Origin of the sequence: Brevibacillus sp. AG, assembly GCF_028369215.1 — a bacterium.
Classification (GTDB): Bacteria; Bacillota; Bacilli; order Brevibacillales; family Brevibacillaceae; genus Brevibacillus; species Brevibacillus porteri.
This window is the reverse complement of sequence record NZ_JAQMYO010000023.1, coordinates 1-23,896: the sequence shown is the minus strand read 5'-3', so window position 1 is coordinate 23,896 and position 23,896 is coordinate 1. Positions and strand designations below refer to the sequence as shown.

At 45.8% G+C, this 23,896-nt stretch carries 30 protein-coding genes; all 30 read right to left on the bottom strand.

The window, feature by feature from the left end:
• Nucleotide 1: 1 nt before the first annotated feature.
• The 30 genes from POF51_RS31130 to cpaB all read right to left on the bottom strand — a co-directional run bounded on the left by POF51_RS31130 (nucleotide 2) and on the right by cpaB (nucleotide 23,732).
• Entirely contained in the window at nucleotides 2-1,096 is a 1,095-nt protein-coding gene (locus tag POF51_RS31130; RefSeq protein ID WP_106835731.1) for a dipeptide epimerase, read from the bottom strand.
• A 148-nt stretch (nucleotides 1,097-1,244) separates the two neighbouring features.
• A complete protein-coding gene (locus POF51_RS31125; protein ID WP_069852996.1) occupies nucleotides 1,245-2,903 on the bottom strand; it encodes a peptide ABC transporter substrate-binding protein in 1,659 nt (552 codons plus the stop codon).
• 103 nt (nucleotides 2,904-3,006) lie between these two features.
• The gene (locus POF51_RS31120; protein ID WP_069852998.1) at nucleotides 3,007-4,032 is read right to left on the bottom strand and encodes an ABC transporter ATP-binding protein; all 1,026 of its coding nucleotides are present in this window, start codon (nucleotides 4,030-4,032) and stop codon (nucleotides 3,007-3,009) included.
• Nucleotides 4,033-4,037: 5 nt separating this feature from the next.
• Complete coding sequence (locus POF51_RS31115; protein ID WP_371736826.1) at nucleotides 4,038-4,925, bottom strand: ABC transporter permease; 888 nt, start codon at nucleotides 4,923-4,925, stop codon at nucleotides 4,038-4,040.
• A gap of 26 nt (nucleotides 4,926-4,951) precedes the next feature.
• Nucleotides 4,952-5,890, bottom strand: coding sequence for an ABC transporter permease (locus POF51_RS31110; protein ID WP_017246999.1), 939 nt, complete (start codon nucleotides 5,888-5,890; stop codon nucleotides 4,952-4,954).
• Nucleotides 5,891-6,053: 163 nt separating this feature from the next.
• A complete protein-coding gene (locus POF51_RS31105) occupies nucleotides 6,054-6,395 on the bottom strand; it encodes a DUF3870 domain-containing protein (protein WP_012683929.1) in 342 nt (113 codons plus the stop codon).
• Between the two features lie 137 nt (nucleotides 6,396-6,532).
• Nucleotides 6,533-7,096, bottom strand: a complete 564-nt coding sequence (locus tag POF51_RS31100) for a hypothetical protein (RefSeq protein ID WP_069853005.1) — start codon at nucleotides 7,094-7,096, stop codon at nucleotides 6,533-6,535.
• 55 nt (nucleotides 7,097-7,151) lie between these two features.
• Complete coding sequence (locus POF51_RS31095) at nucleotides 7,152-7,568, bottom strand: hypothetical protein (protein WP_069853008.1); 417 nt, start codon at nucleotides 7,566-7,568, stop codon at nucleotides 7,152-7,154.
• The gene (locus tag POF51_RS31090; protein ID WP_007725191.1) at nucleotides 7,568-7,720 is read right to left on the bottom strand and encodes a hypothetical protein; all 153 of its coding nucleotides are present in this window, start codon (nucleotides 7,718-7,720) and stop codon (nucleotides 7,568-7,570) included. The genes POF51_RS31095 and POF51_RS31090 overlap by 1 nt, the downstream gene beginning before the upstream one ends.
• A gap of 3 nt (nucleotides 7,721-7,723) precedes the next feature.
• On the bottom strand, nucleotides 7,724-8,047 hold the full coding sequence (locus POF51_RS31085; RefSeq protein WP_232030497.1) for a hypothetical protein: 324 nt from the start codon (nucleotides 8,045-8,047) through the stop codon (nucleotides 7,724-7,726).
• 251 nt (nucleotides 8,048-8,298) lie between these two features.
• Nucleotides 8,299-8,502, bottom strand: a complete 204-nt coding sequence (locus POF51_RS31080; RefSeq protein WP_016738853.1) for a hypothetical protein — start codon at nucleotides 8,500-8,502, stop codon at nucleotides 8,299-8,301.
• Nucleotides 8,503-8,531: 29 nt separating this feature from the next.
• On the bottom strand, nucleotides 8,532-8,678 hold the full coding sequence (locus POF51_RS31075) for a hypothetical protein (RefSeq protein ID WP_007725181.1): 147 nt from the start codon (nucleotides 8,676-8,678) through the stop codon (nucleotides 8,532-8,534).
• Between the two features lie 14 nt (nucleotides 8,679-8,692).
• Entirely contained in the window at nucleotides 8,693-9,532 is an 840-nt protein-coding gene (locus POF51_RS31070) for a hypothetical protein (protein WP_069853010.1), read from the bottom strand.
• Nucleotides 9,532-10,236, bottom strand: coding sequence for a type II secretion system F family protein (locus tag POF51_RS31065; RefSeq protein ID WP_238144591.1), 705 nt, complete (start codon nucleotides 10,234-10,236; stop codon nucleotides 9,532-9,534). Before POF51_RS31065 ends, POF51_RS31070 begins: the two co-directional genes overlap by 1 nt.
• 191 nt (nucleotides 10,237-10,427) lie before the next feature.
• Complete coding sequence (locus POF51_RS31060; RefSeq protein ID WP_271756715.1) at nucleotides 10,428-11,780, bottom strand: ATPase, T2SS/T4P/T4SS family; 1,353 nt, start codon at nucleotides 11,778-11,780, stop codon at nucleotides 10,428-10,430.
• Complete coding sequence (locus POF51_RS31055; protein ID WP_271756714.1) at nucleotides 11,780-12,898, bottom strand: hypothetical protein; 1,119 nt, start codon at nucleotides 12,896-12,898, stop codon at nucleotides 11,780-11,782. The genes POF51_RS31060 and POF51_RS31055 overlap by 1 nt, the downstream gene beginning before the upstream one ends.
• Nucleotides 12,895-13,683, bottom strand: coding sequence for an SAF domain-containing protein (locus POF51_RS31050; RefSeq protein ID WP_017246990.1), 789 nt, complete (start codon nucleotides 13,681-13,683; stop codon nucleotides 12,895-12,897). Before POF51_RS31050 ends, POF51_RS31055 begins: the two co-directional genes overlap by 4 nt.
• On the bottom strand, nucleotides 13,680-14,558 hold the full coding sequence (locus POF51_RS31045; protein WP_069853020.1) for a hypothetical protein: 879 nt from the start codon (nucleotides 14,556-14,558) through the stop codon (nucleotides 13,680-13,682). The genes POF51_RS31050 and POF51_RS31045 overlap by 4 nt, the downstream gene beginning before the upstream one ends.
• A gap of 2 nt (nucleotides 14,559-14,560) precedes the next feature.
• A complete protein-coding gene (locus POF51_RS31040) occupies nucleotides 14,561-15,325 on the bottom strand; it encodes a hypothetical protein (protein WP_069853023.1) in 765 nt (254 codons plus the stop codon).
• Between the two features lie 148 nt (nucleotides 15,326-15,473).
• On the bottom strand, nucleotides 15,474-15,752 hold the full coding sequence (locus POF51_RS31035; RefSeq protein ID WP_017246987.1) for a hypothetical protein: 279 nt from the start codon (nucleotides 15,750-15,752) through the stop codon (nucleotides 15,474-15,476).
• Between the two features lie 108 nt (nucleotides 15,753-15,860).
• Entirely contained in the window at nucleotides 15,861-16,478 is a 618-nt protein-coding gene (locus POF51_RS31030; protein WP_069853025.1) for a hypothetical protein, read from the bottom strand.
• A gap of 97 nt (nucleotides 16,479-16,575) precedes the next feature.
• The gene (locus tag POF51_RS31025) at nucleotides 16,576-17,085 is read right to left on the bottom strand and encodes a hypothetical protein (RefSeq protein ID WP_069853028.1); all 510 of its coding nucleotides are present in this window, start codon (nucleotides 17,083-17,085) and stop codon (nucleotides 16,576-16,578) included.
• Nucleotides 17,082-17,513, bottom strand: a complete 432-nt coding sequence (locus POF51_RS31020; protein WP_069853030.1) for a TadE/TadG family type IV pilus assembly protein — start codon at nucleotides 17,511-17,513, stop codon at nucleotides 17,082-17,084. Before POF51_RS31020 ends, POF51_RS31025 begins: the two co-directional genes overlap by 4 nt.
• On the bottom strand, nucleotides 17,510-18,007 hold the full coding sequence (locus tag POF51_RS31015; RefSeq protein WP_069853033.1) for an A24 family peptidase: 498 nt from the start codon (nucleotides 18,005-18,007) through the stop codon (nucleotides 17,510-17,512). The genes POF51_RS31020 and POF51_RS31015 overlap by 4 nt, the downstream gene beginning before the upstream one ends.
• Complete coding sequence (locus POF51_RS31010; RefSeq protein ID WP_012683911.1) at nucleotides 18,004-18,180, bottom strand: hypothetical protein; 177 nt, start codon at nucleotides 18,178-18,180, stop codon at nucleotides 18,004-18,006. The genes POF51_RS31015 and POF51_RS31010 overlap by 4 nt, the downstream gene beginning before the upstream one ends.
• 90 nt (nucleotides 18,181-18,270) lie before the next feature.
• Complete coding sequence (locus POF51_RS31005) at nucleotides 18,271-19,185, bottom strand: type II secretion system F family protein (RefSeq protein WP_271756713.1); 915 nt, start codon at nucleotides 19,183-19,185, stop codon at nucleotides 18,271-18,273.
• 11 nt (nucleotides 19,186-19,196) lie between these two features.
• On the bottom strand, nucleotides 19,197-20,093 hold the full coding sequence (locus tag POF51_RS31000; RefSeq protein WP_106835746.1) for a type II secretion system F family protein: 897 nt from the start codon (nucleotides 20,091-20,093) through the stop codon (nucleotides 19,197-19,199).
• Nucleotides 20,094-20,104: 11 nt separating this feature from the next.
• Entirely contained in the window at nucleotides 20,105-21,592 is a 1,488-nt protein-coding gene (locus POF51_RS30995; RefSeq protein WP_271756712.1) for a CpaF family protein, read from the bottom strand.
• An 11-nt stretch (nucleotides 21,593-21,603) separates the two neighbouring features.
• Nucleotides 21,604-23,007 (bottom strand): AAA family ATPase, encoded by a 1,404-nt coding sequence (locus POF51_RS30990; RefSeq protein ID WP_069853043.1) that lies wholly within the window; start codon nucleotides 23,005-23,007, stop codon nucleotides 21,604-21,606.
• Nucleotides 23,004-23,732, bottom strand: a complete 729-nt coding sequence (cpaB, locus tag POF51_RS30985) for a Flp pilus assembly protein CpaB (RefSeq protein ID WP_069853045.1) — start codon at nucleotides 23,730-23,732, stop codon at nucleotides 23,004-23,006. The genes POF51_RS30990 and cpaB overlap by 4 nt, the downstream gene beginning before the upstream one ends.
• Between the last annotated feature and the right edge of the window lie 164 nt (nucleotides 23,733-23,896).

Sequence of the window (23,896 nt, the reverse complement as noted above, 5' to 3'; positions counted from 1 at the left end):
CTTAGTTCTCCCCCTCCCACAGGCTGACGGAACGAATACCGAGACCAGACTCTTCTGGCATGCGCATCACGCGGCCCTCGTACGTTACGCCACCTTCTATGCCATCGTGCAAAAGCATCAACGGAGCATCGAAATCAAAGCGGGTGATGTTCTTCTTACTGGCTGCAAAATGTGCTGCTGCTGATACAGCCAGACGTGATTCGATCATGCTGCCAACCATGCATGGAATACCGTACTCTTCAGCCAATTGGTTGATTAATTGTGCTTTGTAAATGCCGCCAGCTTTCATCAGCTTGATATTAATCATGTCAGCCGCACGGTTTTGCAAAACCTGCAGGGCCTGCGCTGGTGAAAACACACTCTCGTCAGCCATGATTGGCGTATCAACCGAATCTGTTACCCGCTTCAAGCCTTCCAGATCATGCGCTTTTACAGGCTGCTCAATGAGTTCGATGCCAAGACCCATGTCCTCCATTTTTCGAATGGATTGCACCGCTTCTTTTACATTCCATCCCTGGTTGGCATCAAGACGAATCTTCACCTGATTGCCCACGGATTTGCGAATTTCCTGGATGCGCAAAATGTCATCCTCGATATTGTCCTTGCCGACTTTGATTTTCAGTACGTTGAAGCCTTGCTTGAGATAGGCAGCCGCATCCTCGCCCATTTCTTTCGGGGAGTTTACGCTGACGGTATAGTCCGTCTCCAATTGGTCACGGTAGCCACCCAGGAATTGATACAACGGCATTCCTGCGCGCTGAGAAATGAGGTCGTACAATGCAATGTCTACTGCTGCCTTCGCACTCGTATTCCCTACCATGGATTGATGCAAGGTTTGGAAAACTCGTTCATAGGCAAGCAAATTCAAACCGATGAGCTGAGGTCTCATCGTGTTCATAATCGCCGACTCGATGCTCTCGATGCTGTCTCCGGTAATGACGACAGTAGCCGAAGCTTCGCCCCACCCGACCATACCGTTGTCGCAGGTGATTTTCACCAGAATCGATTCCAAGCTATGCACCGTACGTAAAGCCGTTTTAAAAGGCTTTTTCAAAGGAACAGATATTCGTTTTACTTCGATGGCTTGAATAATCATGTTTTCCTCCATCTTCTCCAGCACTTGTGCTTTCTTTAACTGTTTTTTCTAATAGACATACTAAATTATAGCACTATTAAAAATTCTAGCAAAAAAGGGGGGAGAGTCATTCCAGCCGCCTGAAATGACTTCTCCCAACTCACTCTTGTTACTTCACGACAGCTTTTCTCAGGTCTGTGTAGCTAAGTGAAGAGCTTTGTACCCCACTCACCTTGTCGCTTGAGAGCAAGGAAGTGTTGTAGAAATACAGCGGTGCGATTGGCGCTTCATCCAACAAGAGTTTTTCTGCATCATGCAGCAGCTTCAGACGTTTTGCATCGTCTGGCTCTTTGTATGCGTCTTGGATCAGCTTGTCGAATTGCGCATTGCTCCAACCCGTACGATTGCTTGCTGCCTTCGATTGGAAAATGTCGAGGAAGTTGATCGCATCACCGAAGTCAGGCAACCAGGAAGAACGAGCAATTTGATACTGCAATTGCTTTTGCATATCGGTCAAAACTTTTCCTTCTACCTTTTGCAGCTTCACATCAACGCCCAATGTTTGCTTCCACATTTCTTGTGCGGCTTGTGCCGTTTTTTCGTTAGCCGTTCCGCTGCGGTACGTGAGAGTAACCTCTGGCAGCTTTGTGTAGCCTTTTTCTTTCATTCCTTGTTCCAGGAGCTTCTTCGCTTCTTCTGGGTTGAAGTTTACCAGTTCTCCGCCCACTTCACGGAATTGTCCTTCACCGTTGGCATCAGGCAAACCAAAAGATACGAAGCCTGTTCCCGGTTTTTGCTGACGCATCAGCACCAGGTCGACCAGTGTCTTACGGTCAATCGCCAAGCTAAAGGCTTTGCGAATATTGGCGTTATCAAATGGCTCCTTCGTTACGTTAAAACGATAGAACTCTGTACCTGCTCCGTCACGCACGAATACTTTGCCTTCTTTGAACAATTGGTCCGCCATGTCTGCAGGAACGGTTGTTGTTCTGTGCAGCTCTTCGTTTGTAAACATTTGATACTCGGTATTCTCGTCATCAATCATTTTCCAAACGGCACCAGGAAGAGTTACGTTGGCTGCATCCCAGTAGGTATCGCTCTTCATGATTTTCAGTTCACTGTCATGAGCCCACTCTGTCAGCTTGAAAGGTCCGTTTCCGACAAAGCTTGCTGCTTCTGCTGCCCATTTCGGATCTTTTTCTACTGTTGCTTTGTGTACAGGGAAGAAAGCTGGGTTGGATGCCAACAGGAGCGTCCAAGAAGCTGGTTGAGCGAGCACAACCTCTAGTGTCTTGTCATCCACGGCTTTTACTTTTACGCCATCCGCCGGTCCTTTCCCGCTGTTATATGCCTCCGCACCCTCAATAATGTACGCGAGGGATGCTGCCGGAGATGCCAGGGCAGGATCAAGCATGCGTTTCCACGCGAATTCGAAGTCCTGAGCCTTTACCGATTCACCATTGGACCATTTGTTGTCACGCAGGGTAAAGGTGTAGGTTTTTCCATCCTCGGAGATTGTCCATTCGGAAGCGGCCGCTGGTTGAGGCTTTTGATTTTCGTCCAGGCGGGTCAAACCTTCCATCAAGTTGTTCAAAATGTTATAGGACGGCTCATCGAAACCAATCGGCGGGTCCAATGACGTCGGTTCCTTGATATTATTCAGCAAGAGGAGCTTTGCCGCTTGATCGCCCGGCGTCGGAGCGTTTGGCTGAGCCGTGTTGCCTGGTGCAGGCTCACTCGGTGCAGCTGGTTGACCCGATGTACATCCAGCCATGAGCATGGACACACCCAGCGTAGCCGTCAGCAACAATGTTGATAGTTTTTTCACTGTTTCTTCCCCCTTATTTATTTGTTATTGTATGACGTAAAAGGATAGCGCCGTCAGACGACACCCTCTTTTACACGAAAGCACTGCCCTCCAAAACTATGAATCAGGTCCCCGTTGGCGGTTGCATCGACGCCAGCAACTTCTTCGCCCGTGGGTCCTGCAACCAACAAGAAACCGCGTGTTTGCTATGGACATGGGTCTCCGCAGGCTGGTAATTCCGACATACTTCCAACGCATAGTCACAACGCGCAGCGAATGCACAGCCAATTGGCGGACGAAACAAATCTGGAGGTGTTCCAGGTATGGGGCTCAACGGAATAGAGCGATCCGCATCCAAACGAGGCATCGACGCCAGCAAACCTTTGGTGTATGGATGCTGTGGATTGTAAAAAATGTCGCGAACAGGACCGGACTCTACCACTTTTCCGGCATACATGACATTGACCCGATCCGCAATCTTGGCGACGACTCCCAAATCATGCGTGATAATAATGATCGAGACTCCCGTCTTTTGCTGAATGCTTTTGAACAGCTCGATGATTTGCGCCTGAATCGTTACATCCAACGCTGTCGTAGGCTCATCCGCAATCAAAATGGACGGCTTACAGACAAGCGCAATCGCAATCATGATCCGTTGGCGCATCCCGCCACTGAACTGATGGAGGTACTGCTTGAGACGACTTTCTGGATTGGCGATCCCTACCAAGGTGAGAATTTCAATTGCTTGCCGCTTGGCTTCGCTACTGGCGACCTTTTGATGGCGAATGATTCCTTCCATAATCTGTTCACCAATGGTGATGGTCGGGTTGAGCGACGTCATCGCATCTTGAAAGATCATGGAGATTTCTTTCCCACGCAGCTCACGCATTTGCTTTTCCGGCAGCTTTGCCAGATCCTGCCCTTTAAAATGAATACTTCCACCTGCGATTTTTCCGATATGCTCTGGGATCAGACGCATGATGCTCCTTGCAGTCACGCTTTTCCCACATCCGGATTCACCAACAATCGCCAGTGTCTCCCCTTTGTTCAAGGTAAAGTTCACGTCCCGAACCGCGTTCACTTCACCGCCATGCGTCTTGAATGTGACCCGAAGCCCACTGACTTCCAGCAGCTTTTCCGTTTTATCCATGTTGCCTACCTCCTTGACTTCGGATCGAACGCATCGCGCAAGCCATCACCGAGCACGTTGAATGCGAGCATCGTCAGCGAGATTAAGAAAGCAGGGAAAAAGAGCCGCCACCAATGACCGGACAAAATGGTGGGGAGTCCATCGTTCGCCATCACACCCCAGCTAGCCATTGGCGCCTGAATACCGAGACCGAGGAAGCTCAGAAACGCCTCTGAAAAAATCGCAGATGGAACAGATAACGTGACATAGACAATGATGATGCCAATTGTGTTGGGCAGCAGGTGCTTGCGAATGATGTAGAAAGGCTTTGCCCCCATTGTTTTTGCCGCTAGTACGTACTCCGAGTTTTTCATTTGCAGGACCTGACCACGCACAGTCCGGGCCATCCCGATCCAGCCTGTCGCACTTAATGCGATAATAATGGTTAAAAGTCCGGGTCCCATGACGACCATCAGCAAAATCACAACCAACAAATAAGGAAGGCCGTACAATATGTCGACGAAGCGCATCATGATATTATCGATTCGCCCACCCAAATATCCGGCAATTCCTCCATACAAGACACCAATGAAAAAATCGATAAGAGCTGCTGTCAAACCGACAAACAGAGAAATGCGAGCACCATACCAAACACGTGTGAACACATCACGGCCAAAATCATCAGTACCAAACCAATTCGCTTCCGATGGCGGTTTGTTTTTCATAATAATCGACTGTTTGGCGTATTCATGACCAGAGATCATCGGTCCAATCGTAGCCATAACCCCAAGCAAGATAATAACTACCAATCCCATCAGGGCCAGCTTGTTTCCTCTCAGACGAAGCCAAGCTTCTTGCCAAAACGTCAGTTGAGGTCGCACAATCGCTTCCGCATTGAGGTTGTCTTTACGCATGGGGATAAATAAATCATCAGAAACGATCATCCTTCGCTCTCCTTTCGATGTAGCTTAATTCGTGGATCAATGATGCCGTACAGGACATCGACGACAAACATCAGGAAAATCAAAAGTGCGCTATAGAAGACAGTCGTTCCCATGATGACGGAATAGTCACGGTTATTAATACCAGCCACGAAATATTTCCCCATCCCAGGAATCGCAAATATTTTTTCGATCACAAAGCTTCCCGTTAAAACGTTGGCAATCAATGCACCTAAAAGCGTGACGACAGGCAAAATTGCATTACGTAGCGCGTGCTTCAACACGATCGTCGCCGGAGACAGCCCTTTTGCACGAGCGGTTTCAATATATTCCTGGGTCAACACTTCCAGCATGTTGGTACGGGTCAAACGAGCGATAATCGCAATCGGACCAAATGCCAATGCAAGCGCTGGCATAATCACATGCTGCCAAGTTCCCCATGTTGCGGTCGGCAACAGCTTCCATTCGACCGCCAAATATTTGATTAATAAGGAAGCGACAACAAAGCTGGGAACAGATATCCCGATAACAGCAATAATCATGGCAAGGTAATCAATGAGACGGTTATGTCGTAGCGCGGCGATCACACCAAGGGCGATACCAGTGACAATCGCAAAGACGACAGAAATCAGACCGAGTTGAAAAGAAACCGGGAATCCACGGGCGATCATTTTGTTGACCGTATCTGAGCTGTTGGCAATCGATGGCCCAAGGTCAAACTGCAACAGCTTTTGCAAGTACAGCCCATATTGGACGAGTAGTGGCTTATCCAGGTTGTAGTAGGCATTGAGGTTCGCAGCAACGGCTTCGTTTAATGCCTTTCCTTCTTTTTCAAAAGGAGATCCTGGAACGGCATGCATCAGGAAAAAGGTGAGGGTAATGATGAGCCATAACGTCACGATCATGGAGATAAATCTGCGGAAGACAAAAGATAGCAAGGACTCTCCTCCTTTTCATCAAAAATCCGTAAAACCATGTTGGTGGCAGTGACTGAACTCTCGTAATAAGCAAAAAACCCAGCAAATGCACGCGATCATGGCATTTGCTGGGTTTTACTTACGTGTATGCCGTGCATACGAATAAATAAAGCAGCGGGTGTATTCATTTGGTGACTGTGGCTTTATTTCTCGTGGAAACTGCTTGTTTGTACTTCTTTTGCGCGTCCTTGAACGCTGCGATCAATGTTTTTTGGGAAGATCCAAAATACCGAAAGCGAATCTCTTCGCCAATTTCCTCCGACGCCATAATAGAATGACCGATAAAGATCGACCGAGCAAAATCAGACGTCAGTTGAACCGTGGAGGAACAGGCCGCATCTACGATCTTGTCGTTGGAAGTATCGACAACCAATCCGATAAAAAAAGCACTGAATTGCTGTGTAATCGGATTGTTCGAAGAGGACTGTGCATCGCCTACGATATAAATGGTATCTTTATCAAACAAATCAATAACCCCACTTTTACTATGCTTAACGGACCGGCAAACGGGATGTTCGGAGAGCGACTTCCTCACAATCGCAAGCTGGGTAAGCACTTTCCTACATAGTACCAGAAGAATTTGCAATTTGTAAATAAGTCTGACTAATCTTTCAGTTCTTCTACAGATACGACTGGAAACGAATGTGGGGGCAGCATTGGCAGAAACGGTTGCTCATCGATGTAGGCAACTACTACATGGGATGGACCGACCATTGTTTTCGGTGCGAGCTGCAGTTCTTCCCCATGCTCAGTTACGACGGTAATCTGTAGCATGCCACCTCCAGGATGAGCTGGCCCTTCCGTTGCTCGCTCTGTCACGAGGGTTGTCCCATTGTACTGTAGGCGTAATTGGAGGTCATGGCGCCACGAACGGAAATCCACATAATAGCGCGAGAAAGGAATGGGATCAGTGGTCACACTGTCTGCTTGAGGGACGAACATGGCTTGCTCACGACGGTAGCCACCATTCTCGTACATTCTGTCATCAAAACGTTCAAGAGCCTCGTCTTCGAGCAGATCAATCACTCCCTCTGTTTTCAATACAGGATCAACAGCAAAGGTGGCGTGATGATTAGACAACTCCAGAAGTATCTTCACTTCTGTTTTTTTCTGCATGGCGATGTCTGCATCGACAATAAACATACCTACCAGCAAAAAGAACAGCATCGTAGAAATCGATAAGATGTTTATACCCGTAACGATAGCCTCCTAACGGGAGCTTTTACAGATCGTAGTCCATGATGTTAACTGTACCTATTCTTTGAACTTGCAAGGAATCAGCCGGCATTGGAATCCATGAGGTAAAGCGGGGGTATGGAATTGCCAGCTCCACAACAAACTCATCTTCGTGGCTCCATAGGACGGGATCAAGTGAACGAGTACGAGTGACACTGACAGACAGGTCCTGATCTGACACGGAAAACTTTTTCTCCCTCAGCTCCCGAGTGATCAATGCCCGAACCTCTTGTTGCAGGTTGGCTTCACTCGTCCCCCCGTGGTTGCTGACGTATTTTGTAGCGGCCGCGCTCACTTCCAATAATTCGTTTCTGGCCTGAACAACCGTATGTACCTGTAAAAGTCCTAATGGAACGAGTAGCATAACCATAATGTTCAGAATCACAGCGATTAATTGACCCATTAGCCTGTACCAAAACGCGTGACTTCAGCGAGCAAATCACCGAAAAACTGCGTGCATGCCGAAAGGAGATTTTGCGGACCGGTGAGAAGCAAGCCTACCGTCAAAGGCAAAACAATAGCCATTACAGCCAAAATGCTAATCATTTTATTCATGCACTACCACCCTGGATCAAAGTATTCGGACGGCCGGCTTCCCGTAAAGGAAAAGGATGTATCCCCCTCCACAAATTTGTGCAGCCATTGGGTCACTTTTGAAGGCTGGATGGTAACCGACAAGGTAATCGCCTCCTGCCGCTCTTTGCGAGCTCGCTCGCTCTCAGTTCGAGGCCAGCTCCCAGCAAACGCATCCTCTGTCACTTCCCAACCCAGTTCTTTCATTTTCAGAAGATAGTAATCTGCTAACGTCGGCTCCAAATACCCGATGTCCTGCATATCATCCAGTAAGTCAGCATAGATTCCACGGGCAATCGCCCTTTCCATTGCGTACAAGTGGTAAGCTCCCAATGCGGAAGTGACCAATAGAAGGACCAGTAGACAAATAAGAAAGACTTTTGCTTTCACCATCGTTTTAGAAACGCCAGCTCCTCTTTAATGGAAGATGACCGTCGCTGCTCGATACACCCTTTCTTTTTGTGTCTGTTTAAGCTGCTCCTCTGGCTGGAGATTCCAAAGTACCGCGCACAAACTCCCTACCATAATCGAAATGATGAGAAGAACGTGGATGTGCAGCATCACTTTGACGATGTATAAGATGTGCCGTTTTGCATCCTGAAGTTGATGTTTTCATTTCGGGTATCGTAATTCAGCGATGTGATGGATTGGTTAATGCTCTCGGCAGAATCGTTTGCCGCCGGGCTTAACTCATTGCCATAGCTGCTGACACCGATCCCTAACACCATGACGCATGCTAAAAATATAAAAAACATTTTCGACATCTCGAATTTCCCCTTTTCTCTTACGTGATTTAAGGTATGGCTTTGTCGATCCACCCAACTGCTCGATCTCTCAGCCCGTCTTCTCTCACTACCGATGTGTTTATTTCGGACAAGCTAGAAACGATTATTCCTAAAGAGAAAACGATGCACATGATGATAGATAATAGCTTGGTCATGAGTTTTCTCCTCCTCAGATTAAATATTTATCCAGAATTTCTGTAAGCAGCTTGTACCAGGGAAACATGGCGACCAATAATCCCATGTAAAATGCCGGGTAGACAATAACCGTGTAGCCGATCCCCAAAGACTTTATCTTTTTTCGATGACGGAACATTCGTCGATGATCGACAGCCCACTCCATTCGTTGCATAGTTGCACTTACTTGTCCTTCGCTCAGCGTCTCAATTGTACGCATACTCGATACGAGGATAATTCCGTCGTCGACGCCAATCTTGCGTTTAAAGCTCTCAAGTGCTTCATTAGAGTCCCTGTTCCACTCAGATAAAGTAGGGATATACTCCTTTAGCTTTCTAGTCGGTCTTGCTGCCTTGACCATGGCATTGTAAATGGGCACCTGATTTTCTAGAAGGGTCACATAGCGATTGATAAATCTGGCGATATCTGTGCTCAGCATATCCTCCCTGTGATTTGCCCACATCTTCAAGCCCATGTACGGAAGCATGTAACTCCCTGCAGATGCCAGGCACATCGACAGAAGTGGAAATGATTCCATTCGACTCACGACGACCCACATAAGAATCAGGATGCAAACGGTACTTCCAGTCAACAATTGCAGAAACACCCACTCCGGTTTTCCCCATCCAAAAGGCCTTCCTGCTCGTGATAGTAACTGATCCCATTTGTCGTTTTCGTCAGGCTTGAGTGCCTGCTCCCACTTTCCCCACCACGCCCCGGAAACAAACAGCCTCGGCTTTTGCTTGTGAAACAAATACTTCCCGATCATAAACGTCGCACTAAAAACAAATAGAGCGCCTAACCCAAGGTAGGTATACATGACTAGCATTGGCATTAACGATATCTCCTTCCCCAAATAAACGCCAACAGGATCGAAAAAGTCCACACAGTCGCCGCAATTGCTAATATGGCCTGTCCATCTGGCGTGTAGAAATAGAGACGATAGGAATCTCGAAGCAACCCCTGGTTATAGGGGATCAAACAAATGCAAATCGCTATGACGATAAGCAGGCTGATCCAAATGGAGTATATTTCACTATCACGCTCATGCTTTTCATCTTGTTGTACAAACATCTCATTCGTTAACCGGTTTAAAGGTGATTGAATATCTTCTGTTTCTCCTTCCAAACCGCTGGAAATATACGTTGCAAAATCAAAAGCCCACGGATGGTCCAGTCTCTTCGCAAATTGTTCTACTGCCGCAACCGAGTTTCCCCCATCCGAAAGGCTATTGTTTAGCAGAAGGAGGTCAGGTAATAACTCTTTGGGGCATTCCTCTATCATTTCGCGAAAGGTAAGAACGATGTTTTTGCGACTGTTATAATAACGGGCAAACAACTCTACGAATCGACAGAAGGAGCTGATTTTTTTATTCATTTGTACGGTATAGCGTGCGTATAGAATCAGTGTTGGCAGCAAGAGGAATAAGAGAAAAAGCGACAAGGATACAATCATATTTCCTAACAAAATACCCGAGATGAATCCCGCTATCCCGCCAATCATGGATAGTAATAAGTACCCTTCTGGTGTACCTCCCACGATTTGACACCAACGCTCACAACGTTCATACATCATGCGCCGGGTTGAATGCCTTAAAAATTTCTCTCTCCATACCTCAACTGTACGCGGGAAGAATACGCGTGGACTTCTCCATCCCTTATACAGGTGTAAGCCGAGAAACAGAAAGCCAGAGAAGAGACATAGAAACACCGGGAAAAGAAATGTGTAAATCATAGCTGCCTGCCTATATCGGTAAGACGTAGCTCTTTCAACACTTCAATGTCTGCTTTGCCGACGTAACACATGTATTCAACTAAATGTGGGCTCAGTTGATTTCCCGTCCATTCATAAGCTCCCGTCTGCATGTTGCGACCTACTAGTGGAATAGATTCCACTCGGTTAAAAGATGAATTCCACTCCGTCGTATGAATGGCATCAATAAAACGGTGACCACTGTTGCGGTATGTAAGCGAATTGACAAAATTGACTGCCCTGCTAATCCGCTCCTGGGTCAATTCGACACTCCGCCCTCCGTATTGATAAACAAGATCGGTCAAATCATGTAACGCTCTATGCGCAAATCGTTCGTGCATCGCTCCGATTGTAGCGTCCGTCCCTCTGATTCCGGCATTTATAAAATGGTACGCTTCTATAGGCTCGCGAATTTCTCCAATCAAAATCGTATTTGCGGTTGATCGGTACATGTCTTTGAAGCAATGCTCTAATTCAATGCCGATTTCCTCCACGTTTTGGAGTTCAATCACTTCACCTGGCCAAATATCACCAAATCGCATCTCATGTTCACTTTCAAAGATCGTGACATATTCTGTCCGAGGGTCCTTCAGCTTCATCATACACATCATCAATGTTGTTTTCCCTGCAGCCATCGGTCCAATAACCAGTACATTGCTGCGTCCGTACACTTGCTGTTCCATTAGCCATTGAATTCTTTCGTCGAAGGCTGGCTGTTGCTGTGTACGGAGTTGGTCGAGTGAAAAGGTAGGCGTTGTAAATCGTCTAACCAGAATGGTCGGTACTCTGGAATAAGGGAAAGTAAACATAGTCAGTCTCGCTTTTAGTGAATGTAAGTATCCGCTCAATCTAGGTTTTTTCTCGTTAAAAGATAGCCCCGCTGTATTGGTCAACTTTTGTTGGAGGGTTTCAACCTCTTTCCAGCTTGGTGTGTAAGAGAGAAATTTTTTGACCCCTTGCTCCAAGTAGGCAATGTTGCGATTTGCAGAAATTCGCACTTCCTCTACCCACGGAGACAAATGGAGGACCACATCGAGTATGCCCCACCCGTATGTAGAAAAGGTGAGCCCTTCGTAACCGTTGACATGCGGCAAGATTTGTTCGGTCACTGGTCGTTGGAGGACTTCCTCAAAATAATGCTGCAAGCGAAGAATAATATGGTTGTGACTATCACGATCTCCCTGTTCTGCCAAAGCGAGAATTCGCTGCATCTCTAGCTTCTCTTCTCGCGTTTTGCCAAAATGATTTAAATAATCTCTTGCTGCTTGTTTAATGTCCTCGATGGTTTGGATGCCCGATCCAACTGGTTGTTCTCGTTCTATCCCTCTCATCAGCAAAACACCGCACTTTTATCCATATATTGTGCCTTAGCAATTTCCTTCAAACTGCTGATGTAGGATTTGGGAGGGAAAAACTCTTCTATTAATACACTGCAGCTCTGATGAGATTGATTGAGCCTGCTCTCCGAAATTCGTGGTACTACACCGTAGACCGAAACATCCTCCCCGATTCGAAAGGGTTGCCCAGGCTCTAAATGACTGAGCAGAACCTCGCATTTCACTCCTCTTTTTCTCCATTTATGCAGCCACTCTCTGGCACTATCGATACTAAAGGGATCAGCTCTCACGAATAAAAGATTGCGGTCAACGGTATGAAGCAATCGCTGTAGAGTCTCAGACTCAGGAAAGCAGTAACCCCAATCGACGTAGACAAAGTCAAATTGCATGCGAAACACATTAATTAGATTGCTTAATTCTGAGCTTTTCCATTTGCTAGCAGCATGTGCGTAATACAGATTAGGCAAGTGTGCGCTCTGTTTGCAGACCTTGCTCCAGTTACGCTTGGCAGTTGTTTGTATATCGATAAAGTCAGGACGAAATGAAGATAATTGATGTTGTTGGAGTTTGAAGAAACGTGTTAAATCCGGCTTAGCGTCATTCATATCAAGTACGACAATTCGCTTTTCAGGATGCTGTCTCGCTAGTATGACGGGATAATTAATACAAAAGGTAGTAATGCCAGAAGCTCCGTAGCTCAATAAAGCGTAAACCAGCCCCTTTTCTTTTGACGATCCGATATCTGCACACTCTTGCACAAGGCCTAGAATCAGACTGATTTGATGGCGTATTTCTTCTTGAGATAAATGGGCTGATAACAGGTATACATGCTCTAGCTCAGACTCCTCCGCTACCTTCTCAATCATCTTCTCATCCCGATAGAGAGGAACAATAATTAACGGTGAGTTAGGCGGGAGCTGTGCTTTCAGAGCCGGAAGCCATTCCCAAACGGGAGAGGTGAACATTTCAGAAAAGATCACGGTAGCTTCTGGCATATAAAGCTGCACAAGCCGCGAAAACTCCGCCGCCGACTCAGCTACCAGTACATCACTGTACACAGGCATATACGTCTTGGCGAGTGACTTCATCGGATAACAAACTAAAATTTTCATGACGCTTGCTCCTTTGAACCCATGATATGACCTACCTGAAGCATCCCATATGACATTGCCTCGCTTACTATCACATACTCCTCGTCTGTCAAATTAAAGCCGATAAAAGCTGGTAGTGCTGTTGGCTGAACTCGGTAGTCACGATATCGTTTTTCGCCATTCTGCAACGGCTTTTCTCGTGATCCATGAAAGATGGAATCCATCTGATCAGGCGATGGCAACAAGCTCGGCTTTAATGTATAGATCTCAATACCATTACTGTCCCTCACGCTTGCAAGCTGACTTTCAAATAACAAATCTGCCGTATCATTGGTTTTTCGAAAATGCAGTGGTGCAGGATAGTCTTGCAGCTCCGAGAGATTCTTGTATTTGACCCAAATTTTCACATGATCGCCTTTGCGTAATTCCGTTAAAGGATGAATGGATAGTAGGGGGAACTCGTAGCGCGCCTCCCCTTTTTCCGGTAAAAGCTGCGTATCTGTCAGCTTTTCCACTAATAATTGTTCGCCTTCATATATAGTCTGCGTGCTCCTTTTCCCCAGAACAGTATCCAAATCACGTGCTGAGCCTGGAAGAATTTCATCCACTTCTTCCTGTACAAGTATCACATCATCTTGTGTAATCGGCTCGAAAGCTGATATTTCTTTCCCAGCAGCTACTTTTACAACTGGGGCAAACAGCTTTTCCGCAGCCATCGCGTCAATATACTGAGTGGCTGCATAAAAGGACGACCCTGCTAGCAGAAACGAAATTAAGCAAATGACAAGCAATGTTTGCTTCTTCATAACATCCTTCCTTTATAAGCATGAATCAATGACTGAAACTCAATCTCTTCCTCTGGGAAAAGCTCCAATAGTAGGTTGGCTTTAGCACTTGCCATTGCTGTTTTCTCTCCATCCATCAGCGGAATCATGTCAGTTACCTGTGCAGCTCCAGGCTGCTGATCCCATAATGAGAGCGTTCCTTCTACTTTTTTCATGATGCTTGTCCGAGACAATTGGCTATTCCACTTGTTTGCTATCATTTTTATTTTTCTTCTTTCTGTCTTCCACCAAGCAGGGGCTTGATCTACCAGGAACAAACGGGTAAGTCTAGCCAAATCTGCATCAAATACTACCCATATTTCGTCGGCATGCTCAAAAATTTGTTTAGAGTAGAGATCATTCCAGTAGGAAGAAACATCAATGACAACAAGGGGACTATCCTTACAAATCCGTAGTAACCAGTTGGCTGTATCTGTTTGAGAAGATTCGTGCTGAAGTTGTGCTGGGGAATCTATCTGGATGCGAAGATGGTTATTCTGCATGAGGAGCGATGGTGTAGGAGAATCTCTTACTTGTTGTCGAACTCTACGTTCAAAATCAAGTGCAAAATAATAATAGGAAGTCACTTTTGGTAACTCGCAAAGGGTGACAGGAATGCCTTTTCCTGACCATGCATACGCTAGGTTACTTGCAAGAAAACTAGCTCCAGCCTGTGCATACAAACTCATAACAGCAATACATTTACGCTGATACGACTCCTGTTGCTCAACTATTTGTGGCGAAGCAAGCTTTTCTTTAAGCACTCTCCAATGCCGCTCTTCCTCAATTGACTGTGAAAACTCCTGTTGCTCCAAATCTCGGAACCTGGAGACAAAGCGGCTCATTTGGTGAAACATGATTATCCCACCTGGGAATCATTTGATTTATTTTTACTGGCAATGTATTTCTCAAATTTCTCAACCATCTCTCGAACAGTGAGGGACTTGCGATGATAATAGTATATTTTGCGCAGCCGCTCTCGTTCCTGAGCTGTCATTTCTGGTCTCACTTTCATGGCTAGCTCGATTAACAGAGCGAGCTCGACGTTGTTAGGTCTTCCTCTTCTCGGTGGATTGGCAAATAGCTCCTGCTGCTTTTTATTAAATGCGTTTGGGTACTCTACCAGCCACATGTCTACCAACGTTTCAATATCTTCATGTGTACGTACTCCAAGCTTCATCAAGTATTTAAAATATGTGGGGATGGGACGCTCACGTATCTGCCCATTTTGCCAACGGGCAAGGAATCCATTTGGCATAGTAAGGAGCTTGGTTACGTCCCGGATGAGTGCTATCCGATTGGGCGATTGATATTGAACGACTGCTTCCTTTACTAGCGTAAACAAAATGTCATGATAACTGACGCCTTTATACCCGCTTCCATACTCTGTGATGTACCATTCCTCAACTGCTCGATCAAAATCTCTCCGGCAATTCGATAACTGAAGCTGATTCAGATGCTCATAAAACTCTTCCAGATCATACTGAACCATAAACTCTTCCTGGTAATCTCCAAAAACAAAAGCAATAAAGGATTCCTTAAACTCTTCCAATGACAACAATGTCAGCTTGTTTGTCTCCTCATAGCAGCGGTTGACTAATTCGATTGCACTCTTTGCCAACACGTCAATATACCCCCATTTTCCTTATTATAGAGCGATAGATATTCTCCAACAGCATTCTCGACTCGTCGAATCTTATTTAGCCTGATAAACCAGGCATTTCGCTTTATGGGTCGCCTCACACGCACCCGTGCAAGGCGATTAAGAGAACCTACTCAGTTACAAAGTAAAGTTCTTCTCCGGTCGCGAAAAGAAGAGCGATCCTTCCCCCGCGCTCCATGACGGTTGGAGCATTCTCCATTACAATCAGTCCGTCATTGAGTACTACTCTGTCTCCAAATCGATGTACGGATTCGATCTGGAACGCTCCCTGCGGAACTCTTTCCACTGAAAGATACCTGCCGGGTTTGTGCTTCTGGTAGCGTACTTGTCGCCCTAGAAGCTGCTCCACGGATGCAGAGCATTTCTGGTGAGCCTCTACTGTTGCCATACGCAACGCCTCCTTCTCTCACCTGTAGAGTACGGCCGTTTCATCTGCTTATAAGCCTATGAAACTATCTCTACCGTAAAAAAAGACAGCAGGGTTGTGCAAATATTTTTATAACTCTTCCCAATAAGAGGGATCACTAAGTTCGGGATACATTTCCGTGACCATATCAAATGGTGAAAAGTAGAGTGTATCGACGAGAATCTTGAGTTTATATGTTTTCAGGAGCGTATATGCTCTCTCTGTTTTGCTGAAGATACTTGGCAGTTGACGCAAATCTGTCAGCTTTAGTAGATGCCTGCACATATAGTCGACGCATATTTTTGCCCGTTCCTCACCCTTTATGCTCTGAAAATAAGATGGGGGAAAATGACGTCTTATGCCTGAAAGCACTTCTTGGTAAACCCATAGCACTCGTTGCTCTTCTGAAAGCCGAGGTAAATACGGATAAGCAAATTCGACGAAATAATACACATCCTCAGCCTTTGCCTCGATAGGCGGTTCAATAAATTCCCTTACTAAATGCAGCTTCAATTCTTTAACATCTTGCAAGCTCAATTCACGCCGCGCCTGCTCTGGCGTCCATCTTTTCACATTTTCAATCGCATATCTGACAACTAATTGGACTTTTTGCTTACGGTACTGCACATCTTCGAACTCATACGGGGAAAAACGCTTTTGCTCTCCGTTAAGAATTCGTTTGTACCGATCGACTATTTTTGAAGGCACTGTCATCTCACTCCTATCCCCATTTATGGAATATACTACTAAATTACCATGCGGGATTAGGACAAAAATAACAGTACCTTTGTTCAAAATTGTGACTTTATTCATAGACTCCAGACTGGGAGACTCTGTTCATTTTTACAAACAGCTCATCCCAAAATACAGGTATATTCTTCTCAACCTTTACTTCTAAATGATAGATTCCTTGCAAGTACAAATAAGGCCGTTCACCTTTTTGGTGAATGACAGAGACCCCATCACTTGTCCCCTCCAGATTCGGCCTGTTTAATCTCCAAAGAATCCCAGCTTCTTCACGTGCCCCACGAATGATATCCGCATCACGCCGTTCTGCTTCTTCTGTTGTCGCAAACAATCTGATTTGCTTATCACCGTTTGAATCCTCGTATTCCCATTTTCCAGCCGCACGCGATCCTTTGGTAATCAGATCTGCTGTATGTTGCATCTTCATTTTTAGATAATCTGTCTGCTCCAAAAATAACAGGATAGAGAGCAGGCTGCCTAAGCAGAAGAGAAAGAAGAGCACAGTAATCATGGTTGCCCCGCGCTCTTCCTTCACTCGAAACAAAAAATGGTGCAACTGATCATTCATTGCTTCTCCTCCGCATTTTCAACCATCAGGTGATAGCTTTCGGTTATCTCGTATAATTCCCCCGTAGCGAGAAGCCGAAATGAAACTGTTGCTTCAGCTTTTACATGACTGCCTTTTCTCCAGCCGTTCCCATCAAGCTCCAGGTGCACATCTTTGTGAAGGACTCCGATACCTTGTTCTAATTCTGATGTACCTCGCTCTTTCGCATGGAATTTGGCCAACCCGAAATTGGGCTGCACTGCAGCAATTCTCCCTGCCTCATACGCAGCCGCCAATGCCTTTTGCTTGTTGTACATCATGCTGAATTGGTCAAAGGAGAATACGATCAAGATCCAAACTAAAGGAAACACCAAAATAAACTCAATCATTTGGCTGCCTCGCTCATCTTTCACCCTCGCACGTATCACTCGTCCCATGCGTGTGATCATCCGCTTGCTCCGATGACATCTCGTACGGATTGGAACACAAAAGCAACCAGCAAATATACCGCGTAGGGGAATGAAAAGGCTGTTTTTTCCCTGCCTGGAAGCCATACTTGTCGATGAGCTGACCATCCGGCTGCTATGATTTGAAGATTGTTGCATAAGCGAGCCCAATTTTGCGGATAGAACACCATAACAAGCAGGCACAAAACGATGGAATGCAAAAACAAAGAATACACCACACTCCAGCTCGTCCAAGCACCAACAGCCATCAGCAACTTTTGATCCCCCATCCCCATCCCTTTTAAGATTACGGGACCAACTGTCAACAAAAAGGCTCCTGCCACACCTAACAATGCTCCGGCTAATAATTCACCTTCCCACTGATACCATAAGCCGACAGTAATCGCTGGAAAAACAAGAGTATTCGGTATTTTTCTTAGTCTCCAATCCGTCCATGCTGCCGCTCCTAACACGCCCAGCAAGATTACGTTTGTCATTTGCTTATCTTTTCTTGCAGTTCCTTCAGCTTCTCGTCTTCGGCAGTGCCTAGTTGTGTCAGTGTCGGAATAAGTACAATCAAGATGACGGCAATAATAATGACCATTTCCACGATCGTAACACCGTCCTCCTCATACCAAAAACGCTTGACGTAATCTGCGATGGTTCCCATTCCATTCACTCCTCATTGAGATTTTGGTTCTATTTTCACTCTGCCAAAAGACAGTGCCTCTCGCAAAAATATTTACATTCGCTAATTTTTCTACAAGCTTTCTCCGATGCCGATGAATGCAGGACCCATCACCAAGAACAACAGCGGCAGGCCCATTAACAAAATGACAAAAGGCAATAACCTGATATTTAACCGATTCATATGGGTAGTAGCTTCGTCTTCTTGGTGTCTCACTTGCTCCTCTACTTGGACAGACAACATTTGTGATAGGCTAACCCCTTTTTTCATCGCCTCGTTCATCTCCAGCGCGATGGTAGTCAACGAATCTACCTCCCACCGAAAGGCCAACTCTTCAAGCGCCTTTCTCCAGTTCCCATGCCTTTTCTCTCCCATTTCTAGGCTCGCAAGCTCTCTGCCCAGTCTTGCATCAAACCGTCTCGCTGTCTGCTTAACAGCCTGCTGCAATGGCATGCCTGCTTCCACCAGTGATTGCACTATGCTGAAAAAAATAGGAACCTGCGCACGAATTTCAGCTTTTGCCCGCTTGTCCGCCCAATCTAGCAGCATGTTTGGAAGCAAGTACAAAAATAAGCTAAACGTTAAGGGGAGACCATTTACCGTACCGATTTTTTCACCGTTAACCATGCTTGTTGCCAATGAAGCTAGAGATGAAGCTATGAAACACATACTGATGAGCCGGAACAAGACAATCTCTGTCAGGCTTATCTCGATCCCCAAACGAGCCAATGTTTCCTCTATTTTTTTCTTATCGACACCCGTCCATTTGTAAAAATGCTGTAGCAGTACCTGGTTTTTCTCCAAGCCTCGAACCAGTGTCCACCTTTTTCGTCCATGTTGAAAAGATTGCTCAAGCTTGGCTTGTTTCTCGGAATCAATCCTGCCCAAAAGCGTGGCGGAGAATGGTTCTTCCTTACTCACACATGACGGAAGACCGTACAGAAATATAGCAACACTCACCAATATACTAGTAACGAGAACGAACATTGCACCCTCTCCTATGCTCCCCTGCTTATGCTTTTTTGCGCAACATAACGAATTGCTTCTCCCCCAATCAAAATAGAAGCCAAGCTTCCCAAAATAAGCAATCTTCCCCCCACTGTGGCCGTTAGTGGGTCGAAATGATTAGGATTATTCACATACAACGCAATGACAAAAACAAACGGCATGACACTTAGTAAATTCACTTGTGCGACGATCTGCGCCATTGCTGCTTTTTGTCTACGGAGCGACTGTCGGCGCCGCAATATCGAAGAGGCAGCCAAATCGAGCGTTTTGGCCATATCTCCGCCCATCTCACGTTGAATGTGGACAATGGTCGCTAAATATTTGACATCTGCTGATCCTGTACGTTCAAAGAATCGATTCATTACGTGCTCCAACGGGACTTGTGCCCGCAATAGCTCTACAATACGCCTGTATTCCTCTAATACAATTTCTGATAAGAATGGACTAGCCGCTACCTGTTCAAACGCATGCAAATACGATGGTGAAGTACGTAAAGAACTGGCCATGAGACGAATCGCTTTTACATTGCCTGCTTCGAAATCGTCCTTTCGACGAGCTCCCCATACACTCACCAACCGTTCGGTAAACATAATCCCTGCCAGCAAAGCAGGCAATGCCATCCACCAAGACTGTAGGATCTGACTACTCACACCAAAGGACGCGATCCCCAATAAAAAAGAGAGGGTCACATACTGGTTTATCCCCCATCCTGAGCGCGATTTGGCCAACCTCTCCTCAAACTGCTTCCAAATTGTTTTTCTGTCCTGTTGCAGGACTTCTACAATTTCGTGCTTCCCCGTCGGTTCTCGCATATACAATTTGTTGGGCATGATCAATAACAGGATGGCCATCCCCATCCCTATCGCAATAGGTAAGCTAATATCCATGCCTTCTCCTCCTATAGCGGTATTGGTGTGGTGAAAAAGACTTGCTCAATCTCCTCTCGTGACAGGCCTTTCTCTAGCCATCGCTTAATCAGTCGCTCTGGGCGATAGCCTGTCCATTTGAAGTGGCCCTTTACTCTCCCATTCTCCACCCCAGTTGCTTCGTACACGTAAATATCCTGTAAGTACACCCGATCAGGGAGAACCTGTTTAATGTTGCAAGCTCGTTTTATCCATTCTTCATGCGATTGACCCGTCCCCACTACCTCCGTTATCGCAACCACCTTGCGACTGCCGTCTTCTTCAAAACGTTTTACTTGAACAATCAGATCCAGTGCTGAACCGATCATTAAATTGCGCTCCTCAGCACTATACCCTTCATCTACTTTTCCAAATAAAATGGGCAATGTTGAATCGACCAAAGCTCGCGGTGAGTTTGCATGTGCTGTGCTCCAGCTACCAGGGTGATCCGTATTCATCGCCCAAAGCATATCTACGATTTCGCCACCTCGTGTCTCACCGACCATAATGACATCCGGCCTTTTTCTCAAGGACAAACGAACACAATCCTTGATCGAAAACCCACCCTTCCCCTCATAATTCGCAGGTTTCGCTAAAAATCTGCGCACGAAAGGATGCTGAAGCTTCATCTCCAAAACATCCTCGATCGTAATAATACTTAAATGATTAGGAACATATTGGGAGATGAGATTGAGCATATGTGTCTTGCCTGAGCCTGTTCCTCCACTAACAATGCCAGATGCACGAGATAATCGGACGGCTCTGTTTAAAAAGAGAAGCATCGGCTCGCAAATGGAACCATACCGCAAGTAGTCGGACTCGCTGAATAACTCACGGTGTTTTCTGATCGTGAGCATATGACCATCAGGAGAAATAGAGCGATGCGTAGCAGCAACCCGGGAACCGTCCGGAAGCTGTGTATGCAGCTCTGCTTTTGTTTCATTAAACTCACGCCCCATTGTCGCTGCAATTTGTTCCAATAAGCGCAGCAGCTCTTCCTCATCGCGAAAAACAGCAATGTCTGGCGATTCAAGACGACCAGTACTTTTTCTTTCAATGACGAGATAGTTATAGCGATGAAAAAGAATCTCCGTAATGTCGTTATCCTCTAACAAAGCATCTAATGGCCCCCAACCCGTCAAAGAATGCAGCAATCGTTTTACTTCTGCTTCCATTTGTATGGATGTCAGTGTCGTTTGCGACTCCAACAGCATTCGAAGATCTGTCATCAACTCATCTAAAAAGAGTGGGGACTGCTTTTCCTCCCATAATCGTTTTCCGTATTTCTCAACAATCTGGGTACGAATCGATGTTTCCCTATCTGTCCCGACCCATTTTTCATTCGTCCGCTCGTGGTCGGGGGCATGCATTTTTTCGTGAAGCGTCGAAGGTACTCCCGCCATTCCCCTCCCCGCTGACCGTAATTCTTGCGCTGTGCGGACTTGATTAGAAATGCCTAGTAACTGTTTTTTATCGAACATGATACCCTCCCTTATCCCCATAACCACTTGAAGAGAGATGTTTTCTCTTTTTGTTTCTCTTTTCCAATAGCCTTAACTTGTTCCCCATCTACAGGAAACAGTGCTTTTCCTAGTGTCTTAATGGCTTCCTTGGCCGGAATTCTCCCTGACTGGAGCATGACTGGCGTTCCGGTGTTAATCGATTTTTTTACTTCTACATCGTCAGGTATTGAGAAGATTTTTTTGCTAGAGTGAAGTTGAAAGTAGGCACGAATTTCATCTAAGGTAAACATTTCTTTCCGTTGCAACCGATTCATGCAAATTTGAATGCGTTCTTCAGGGTACTCTGCTTCTCTCAACAGTTTCAGCAATCGTTGAATATTTTCAATGGAGTCTACCACCGGATTTCCCACCATCACGACATGTTCTGCAAAAAACAGAGCTTGAATCGTTGCATCTGTTGTATCAGGAGCCGTATCGATCAGAATGACGTCGTAGTCGCTTTGTTTTAACGTTTCGAGAATCAGATATAAATGATAGTCACGGATTTCAAAGCTTTGTCGAATATCACGGGGGGAGGTAAGTACATGCAATCCCGTATCAGAATGAGCAACCACATATTTCTCGATTTGTTGTGGAGATAACGGCAAGGCTTGTGCGTATTTCTGCCATTCCTCACTGCTTATGGAATAAGGGTCATTTTCTTGACTCTGAATAAACGAATGCAACTGAGCATCAAGATCCTTTACCCACGTAAAAAGATTAGGGGTACGAGGGAGATTCAAGGTAGTTGCAAATGTACCGAGATCCAGATTGAAGTCAACAGCAATTACCCGCAATGGGAGACCTTCTTTTTTTTGCATGGAAAAGAAAACCGCTAGCTCACGAGAAATAAATGTTTTTCCTACGCCACCTTTTGGACCGTAAACAGTAATAAGCTGTTTGGAACGAGTCATTTCAGGGACTTGTCTATCTGTAATCGGCTCTGAGAATGAAGGCGGCTGGCTCGGATAGCTCTTGGTTTGTTCCTGGATTACATACTGGTGTTGTTGTGGCGTAGCTTCTGCTCCCATGCCTTGAGGCTGTATCATCATTGCTAACGCTTCGATTTGCCCTGGTTCAATGGGCTTGGCAATAACCCATAAGCCTAAGTTCCGGAAAAACGGCTCCCACATCAGTTCATCGCTTGAGCAAGCGGCAATAAATGAAAGATGAGGAAAGGCTAGCCGAAATTGCTGACACAACACACCTCTTTCCGTTCCCTTTATACCACCGAGCAATACCAAATGGGGTTGGTTTGCCTGTAATTTTGCCCATGCCTCTTCCACTCCGAGTGCTTCCCCGCACACTTCTACCCATCTGCTGTTAATAAGTTGAGCCGTTAACAAACGAGCTGAATCTCGATCATCATCTACTATGAGCAAACGCCTTTTCACTCCTGCTCCTCCTTTTGAATACCCCAGCGTGTTTTCGTCTTCATTAACTCTGCAGCGAATTTTGCGTCTCCTATTCCCGGATTTCCCCCATCCTTCACTGCAGCCAAGCCCAATCTGATTTTTCCATAATGAAGTGCGTGTGTTAGCAGAACAGCCTCATCACGTGTCAGGGAGAGAGTAACAGCTACCAGATTGGGGTGATCACCTTCCATTTCGCGTTGAATGCCAATGATCGGCATATTTTGCAATAGGAGTCCAGAATGTGCTCCTGTCTCATCTTCAAAAGAAGCATAGACGTGTACCCTTTCTCCGCTTGATACATGCGGTGAAACTCCTGCTACATTGTCTATGGGAATGCTCATACCTGTCATTTCTTCTGTTATCACCCCACTGCCTTGTACACTACTTGTTTGCTCCAAATCACTTTGCAATAACGGGCGGCCTCCCTTCACGTGACGAGTGAATGCTAAACCGACAAGACTCTGTCCTTCTTCCCATGGAATCAAGCCTGGAATTGGAGCAAAGGGTCGTTGAAAAATCCCTCCCAGTCTCAATGTCAATGGCTCCATATCCTTTGCTTCCAGTAATTGGCCACTTTCTTTTTCTACTGATGATCGTAATTGTATATAGGTCACCTGATGTGGTTTCAAAATGGTGAAAGACGCTATACCTATACATGTAGCGAGAAGCAATATAGCCAACAGTCGTAACGGATGAATAGACATTCTCCCCCTCCTCTCCATTGTTTCTAGCGTAGGGGATGATAGAGGGACAAAAAAAGAAAACAAAAAAACCGTGCATTCATTCTGCACGGTTACACTTATTACACAAAAAAAGCTGTATTCCCGATTACTTTTTACAAGTAATCGGGAATACAGCTTTTCGTCTC